This is a genomic window from Geminicoccus sp., assembly GCF_035556675.1.
In the GTDB taxonomy this organism is placed as follows: domain Bacteria; phylum Pseudomonadota; class Alphaproteobacteria; order Geminicoccales; family Geminicoccaceae; genus Geminicoccus.
Genome location: NZ_DATMFZ010000114.1, coordinates 1 through 5,229, shown reverse-complemented (window position 1 = coordinate 5,229; position 5,229 = coordinate 1). Strand labels below are relative to the sequence as shown.

10 protein-coding genes are annotated in these 5,229 nt (G+C 65.4%); 3 read left to right on the top strand and 7 right to left on the bottom strand.

The window, feature by feature from the left end:
* Both VNS22_RS09165 and VNS22_RS09160 read left to right on the top strand, forming a co-directional pair.
* A partial coding sequence (locus tag VNS22_RS09165) for a HigA family addiction module antitoxin (RefSeq protein WP_325731716.1) occupies positions 1–342 on the top strand: 342 nt, incomplete at its 5' end.
* A 12-nt stretch (positions 343–354) separates the two neighbouring features.
* Positions 355–537, top strand: coding sequence for a hypothetical protein (locus tag VNS22_RS09160; protein ID WP_325731715.1), 183 nt, complete (start codon positions 355–357; stop codon positions 535–537).
* Positions 538–585: 48 nt separating this feature from the next.
* Here the strand turns inward: VNS22_RS09160 and VNS22_RS09155 are convergent, their stop codons facing one another.
* From VNS22_RS09155 to VNS22_RS28270, 4 genes are all read right to left on the bottom strand, one after another.
* Complete coding sequence (locus tag VNS22_RS09155) at positions 586–2,028, bottom strand: hypothetical protein (RefSeq protein ID WP_325731714.1); 1,443 nt, start codon at positions 2,026–2,028, stop codon at positions 586–588.
* Positions 2,029–2,124: 96 nt separating this feature from the next.
* On the bottom strand, positions 2,125–2,490 hold the full coding sequence (locus tag VNS22_RS09150; protein WP_325731713.1) for a hypothetical protein: 366 nt from the start codon (positions 2,488–2,490) through the stop codon (positions 2,125–2,127).
* The gene (locus VNS22_RS09145; protein ID WP_325731712.1) at positions 2,487–3,269 is read right to left on the bottom strand and encodes a phage antirepressor KilAC domain-containing protein; all 783 of its coding nucleotides are present in this window, start codon (positions 3,267–3,269) and stop codon (positions 2,487–2,489) included. The genes VNS22_RS09150 and VNS22_RS09145 overlap by 4 nt, the downstream gene beginning before the upstream one ends.
* Positions 3,270–3,344: 75 nt before the next feature.
* Positions 3,345–3,533: an Arc family DNA-binding protein gene (locus tag VNS22_RS28270; protein ID WP_349261753.1), complete on the bottom strand. Its 189-nt coding sequence runs from the start codon at positions 3,531–3,533 to the stop codon at positions 3,345–3,347.
* A gap of 97 nt (positions 3,534–3,630) precedes the next feature.
* Here VNS22_RS28270 and VNS22_RS09140 point away from each other — a divergent pair, with 97 nt between their 5' ends.
* On the top strand, positions 3,631–3,978 hold the full coding sequence (locus VNS22_RS09140) for an Arc family DNA-binding protein (RefSeq protein ID WP_325731711.1): 348 nt from the start codon (positions 3,631–3,633) through the stop codon (positions 3,976–3,978).
* Positions 3,979–3,996: 18 nt separating this feature from the next.
* Here the strand turns inward: VNS22_RS09140 and VNS22_RS09135 are convergent, their stop codons facing one another.
* From VNS22_RS09135 to VNS22_RS09125, 3 genes are all read right to left on the bottom strand, one after another.
* Positions 3,997–4,512 (bottom strand): hypothetical protein, encoded by a 516-nt coding sequence (locus tag VNS22_RS09135; RefSeq protein WP_325731710.1) that lies wholly within the window; start codon positions 4,510–4,512, stop codon positions 3,997–3,999.
* Complete coding sequence (locus VNS22_RS09130) at positions 4,509–4,961, bottom strand: hypothetical protein (protein ID WP_325731709.1); 453 nt, start codon at positions 4,959–4,961, stop codon at positions 4,509–4,511. Before VNS22_RS09130 ends, VNS22_RS09135 begins: the two co-directional genes overlap by 4 nt.
* Before the next feature lie 50 nt (positions 4,962–5,011).
* On the bottom strand, positions 5,012–5,229 hold a 218-nt coding region (locus VNS22_RS09125; RefSeq protein ID WP_325731708.1), incomplete at its 5' end, for a hypothetical protein.

Genomic DNA, 5,229 nt, shown 5'->3' with positions numbered 1-5,229 from the left:
CTAGGCCGAGAGGACAGAACCATGACCATCCTCCGCGAAGATCTGGACGCCGGCCGGGTGGACCTGTCGGACGTCGCAACCGATGAAATGCTTCCGCCCGTCACGCCTGGCGAGGTGCTCCGCGAGGAGTTCCTCATTCCGCTTGGTCTGTCGGCCAAGCGCCTAGCGGCAGAAATCCATGTGCCGACCAATCGCGTCACCGGCATCCTGAACGGCACCCGCGCCCTGACGGCCGAGACCGCGATCCTTCTGAGCCGCCGTTTCGGCAACAGCCCCGAGTTCTGGCTCGGGCTCCAAATGAGCCTCGATCTCGCCCGCGCACATAGAGTGCTCGCGGCCTGAGGAGGACTGGCAGTGCTGGTTGAGCCAATCACGTCCGAGCATCAGTACGATCGCGCTTTGGCCGAGATCGAACAGTACTTCGACAAGGAGCCGGCGCCGGGCACTCCGGAAGCAGAGCACTTCGACGCCCTGCACGCCGCCATTGAAGTGTACGAGGCGACGCGCTGGCCGATCAATGCGCGGGGTTCTGGCTAGGCGGCACCCCGACCAGCAGTAGGACCAGTAGGACGACGATGAGCGCGTTCATGCAGCAGCCACCCGCACCGCTGCCAGTTTCTGCTCGACGGCGGCGCGCGCGGCCTGCTCGGCGGTGAGTTGCTCCTGAAGGCGCGCAATCTGCGCCTGGAGGGTCGCCACCACGTCAGAGCCTGGAGCGGGCTGCTCGGGGACAGGGGGCTCGGTCTCCGGCTGCTCCTGGGCGGGCAAGAGTGCCTTCGCCCGGCCCAGCCAGCCCTGAACCGCGGTCACAGCTTCGGCCGGCCAGCCGTCCATCGTGCCCGCCGCGTGTACCGCCAGAGCGAGCGCCTTGGTGGGGTCGGTCTCGTGGCCGGTCGCATCGCCGTTCTTGAGCCCCGCGCCGACGAGCGGCCAGAAGGTCCGGTCCTCCATGGCCCGGAGGACACTGTTCGCCGGCTCGGGGTACTTGTCCCGCACCAGGAACAGCGCCTCGTTGCCCTCGGAGGCGAGCGCCATGGCGGGGTCTTGCGGCTCGGATGGCGCGGCGGGCTCGACTGTGGAGGTGTCGGCGGGCTGGGTCGGGTTGATAACGGTTCCGGTCTGCGCCGCCTTGAGACGCTTCATCAGCCCGGCAACGGCTTCGGCTGCCTTGGGCGAGCGCCCGGCGTAGACCTGGCCGGGATAGTCCTTGTCGGAGATCCACGGCATGAACAGCGCCATGGTGCTGGCGTTCGCCACCAGCAGATCGCCGAGTTTCTGGACGAAGGGACGGATGTCGTATTTGTCGTCCGAGAGGAAGCCGCACTCCGGGATGCCCCAAGGGACGCCCTTCTCCTTGGCGAAGGCGATCTGGGCGTTCAGGCCGATATAGGCGCCTGTCCAGAACTCCCACTCCTTGTCCAGGCTGTTGGAGCGGTACTGCGGCTTCATATAGTAGTTCACCAGCAGAGCCCCGTGCGCGCCGTTCACGAATGTGCCCTTCCAGTCCGCGCCGGGCGCCGCCTTCCAGTTCTCGTTGACCGGATTGTGGGCCAGGATGATCGTCTTGCCCGTGCCCTTCTGTGCGGCATCGGCCTGGGCGCGCATATTGGTGACAGCGCTGCGATACGCCGCCTCGCCGCCACAGGCCGCGATGTCGCAGTACCAGAAATTGGCGTTCGTCTCGTAGGAGGTGGAGACGAAGACTTCCTTCTGCCCGGCCGGCAGCGCCGCCAGCAGGTTCTTGAAGAAGGCCAAGTAGTGGCTATTGAACTCGCCCTTCCCTGCCCGCGTCCATCCGTCCTTGCTGCCGTCCTTTCCGTAGGTTTTCGGGAACGGCACCATCATGTGCTGGACGCTGCGCGGCGATAGCAGGTCGCGCACTCTCTTCACGCCATAGTCGCTCTCGGTGTCCTGCCAGTTGGCGTGCCAGTTGGCCGCCCGGCAGAGATCGAGTTGAAAGCCGATCTTGCTCTCCACCATCTTCGCGATGGCGGGGTCGTCTTCCCAATAGGTGCCGATCAGGACCATGGGGGCAGGCTCCTCGATGTTGGGGGATTAAGAATGAAAAGAGGGCGCCCTTAGGGGGGAGCGCCCTCTCACCGAGATCGATTGTGCAGCGGCGACTCAGATCTGCCGCAGGAGTTCCTGGGCTTGCCGCCGCATGGAGCGAATCAGCGCGGCCTCGGCGTCCATCAGGTTCCAACTCGTATCGCCGTCGAGCCGGTCTCCGATCGTCACCACCCGGCGCAGCAAGGCCTTCAGCCCGCCGGGCGTCTCGTCCGCCAGCCCGTAGAGGGCGGCCTCTTCCTGCTCGGTCCATTCCTCGACCAGGTTCCACTGATCGTCGCTGACCTTCTTCAGGTCGCCCTTCCGAGCCATGACGTCCTCGTAGCGCGCCAGGGCATCGTCGGCCGCCAGGACCGTGACCGCCGGCGCCGACAGGGCGGCGGCGACCTTGAAGACCGCGCGGCGGGAGAGGCGGCGGCTCACGCGACGATGTCCAGCATCGGCGGGAACAGCTTCGAGAGCTTAGCCAGACCCTTAGGCGTGATCCGCACCTGCTCCGTCACCTTCTCGGTTCCGTCCGGCCGGAGAACCGTCGTCACCTTGTGGATCAGATCCCCGGAGGCAATCCGGGCTTGATAGGCGCAGCGATGGTCCGAACCAGGGCGTCGATAGGTCCAGCCGTTGCGGTCAAGGTAGTCGAACAGATCCTTGGGGCGGATCTGCAGCGCCTTAGCACCGTCCGTGATGCACAGGCTTCCATCCGCGGAGGCGATACGGTCATAGCCGGCCGCCTTGGGCGTGAGATCCGCGATCTGCTTCTTGGCCTCGTCCAACCGCCCCGAAGCGATCAGCAGAGCGCGCGACAGGGTGATGTCATCGCTCTCCGGCGCCGCCGGCGCGGCCATCTGGCCGGTCACCAAGCCATCGAACGCCCGGATCACCTGAAGATGGAAACTCGGGCTGATCCACATGGCGTAGGCATAGATCAACTCGCGAACTGCAAACGTCCCAAGTCCTTGTTTTGCTTGGATACCGGGAAATCCCGGTTTCTCCATCTCCAACTCGGACCGGAGGTCCAGTGTCTGCTGAAGCCGTAACCAATCGCTTGGCTGGTGCTTCTTCTCTCCGCCAGCTGCCCGATGGAGGTCATTCAGGTTGAACCGTCCATCAGCATCTCTCCGGACGGAAATGCCCACAATGGTCAGGGCACCATTCTCGCCTTTGCCCTCGTGGGGCAGGCCGCCTATATTCTGAACGCTCACTATCCGCACTCCAATTGCGGGTTGTGGGGAGCCCTCCGCCTGCGAAACGGAGGGAGAAAACGGCAGACGGCGGGGCTACGCCTGCGAAGCAACCCCCGCCGTCTGTTCGCCGCCCCGAGCGGGGCTGGCTTCGCGCCGAGCCATTTCCAGCAAGAAGATGATCTCGCTGTTCATAGAGCGACGCCGTTGTGCTGCCTGTTCGCGAAGCCAACAGAGCGTGTCTGGTGGCAGGCGAAGCTTGAATGATTGCGTTTCCGGGCGCATGACCTTTTCTCGCGCTTCGGGGTCACCGTGACCCCGTACAAATAGGGTCACGGCGAGGCCATTGCAGTCAAGCAGAAAATAGGGTCACCGTAGGGTCATGGCGACGAGAACCGACCCCTCCTTTAAGGCGCGCCTTCCCGGCGATCTGCGTGCGCGTATAGACACAGCAGCAAAGGAAAACGGCCGCTCAGTCAACGCGGAGATTGTGGCCCGCCTGGAAAAGAGCTTCTCAATGGACGTCTCCGATGTTCCGCTGAACGTTATCGTGGAGATCGGATCGAGTTTCACTGCCGGCATATTCAAGCAGATGCGGGATGAGATGATCCACGGGAACATGTCCCCGGATCAGATCAGGGAAACGATTGCCAAGCTGGCGGACAGATCTGCAGAAATGCACGACGCCATTCTCAAGGAGAAGGAAGTGAGTCGCACGAAGAAGAAGTAACGGCGGGCACCTGTTGCTCTAAGCCGTCTCAGCGGCGACGGCGATGGACGCGGCCTGCCAGTTCTCAGGCCACTCTTCCGGGCGCGGCCGGCCCGGGCGCCACAGGCGCGCCGCGTAGCAGTCCCACGCCGCGCTCTGTTCGGTCGGGATGCGGTAGGGGTCGGTCAGCAGCAGGAGCCGCGCCAGGCCGTGCGCCAGGGCATCGTGCCACTCGATCGCGCGCCAGATGGCGTAGGGGTCCGGGATCACGCCGGCGGCGGCGTAGAGCGCGCGGGACATCTTCTGGATGTTTTCCGCGTGGAAGTTCAGGACGCCGGCGACCATGCCGCCGGTCTTTTCCCCTTGCCAGTAGCTGCGGGCCGGACCGGGCGCGCCGCTGCGGGTGATCTGCGCCCGGTGGGTGCACTGGCTTTCCTGCAGCGCCACGGCGAGCAGGAAGCGGTCGCTGTCGAGGCTGAAGGGGATGCCGGCCTCGCGCTGGCACCAGGCGGCGGTCGGCCGCATCACGTTGCGGAGGAAGGCAGCGGCGATCATGCCACCGGCTTCCGCAGGGCGTCGGCCACGCCCGTGGCCACCTGGTCCGCCACGCTGGCCACCACGTCCGGCACCGCCTTGGCGGCCTCGGCGGTGATGGTCGCCTTGACGAATGCATCCCAAGCAGCGTGAGCCATCGTGGTCAGCGCATCGGGGTCGGGGCTAAGCTTCGCGATGGTGTCCGGGCAGGTCTTGAGGACGTAGGCCACGACCTGACCGATGGCGGCGGTGGGCGAAGCGAACTTCCCGGCTTCGTAGTCGGCATAGGCGACCGCAGCGCCGCGATACATCGCGCCCAGCACGAGCGCCAGATCCTTGGCATGCGTGTCGGCCTGCAGCCAGTTGCGCAGCGGGCCGGGGATCTTGGTGGTGAGCCAGCCGCCGAGGGCGACGAGCACAGGGATGGCCAGGTGCTCGACCAGCACCGGCGCCAGGACGGTCCAGTCCATTGGACACTCCAGATTGTCAGGGATGCCGGCAACCGGCCGGCGGCGGGAACTCAGTCCGCCCGCTTGGCGCGGACTTCCAGGCTCTCGATGCGCTCGGCGAGCCAGGTCATCTTGTCGGAAAGGCCGCGGACATTGCCGTCAAAGGCGGCCATCTTCGACAGGCCGTCGCCCAGCCGGTCCAGCTTCGCCTCGAACTTGGCGAGGCTATCACCCAATCGTCGCTCGACGGCGTGCATCTCCTCCTTGCGCGCCGCATCGCGGTCGAGCT

Excerpts from the sequence above, each read along its gene's own strand:
- VNS22_RS09155 (WP_325731714.1), bottom strand. The coding sequence starts at position 2,028 with ATGGTCCTGATCGGCACCTATTGGGAAGACGACCCCGCCATCGCGAAG.
- VNS22_RS28270 (WP_349261753.1), bottom strand. The coding sequence starts at position 3,533 with ATGCGCCCGGAAACGCAATCATTCAAGCTTCGCCTGCCACCAGACACG.
- VNS22_RS09140 (WP_325731711.1), top strand. The coding sequence starts at position 3,631 with ATGGCGACGAGAACCGACCCCTCCTTTAAGGCGCGCCTTCCCGGCGAT.
- VNS22_RS09135 (WP_325731710.1), bottom strand. The coding sequence starts at position 4,512 with ATGATCGCCGCTGCCTTCCTCCGCAACGTGATGCGGCCGACCGCCGCC.
- VNS22_RS09130 (WP_325731709.1), bottom strand. The coding sequence starts at position 4,961 with ATGGACTGGACCGTCCTGGCGCCGGTGCTGGTCGAGCACCTGGCCATC.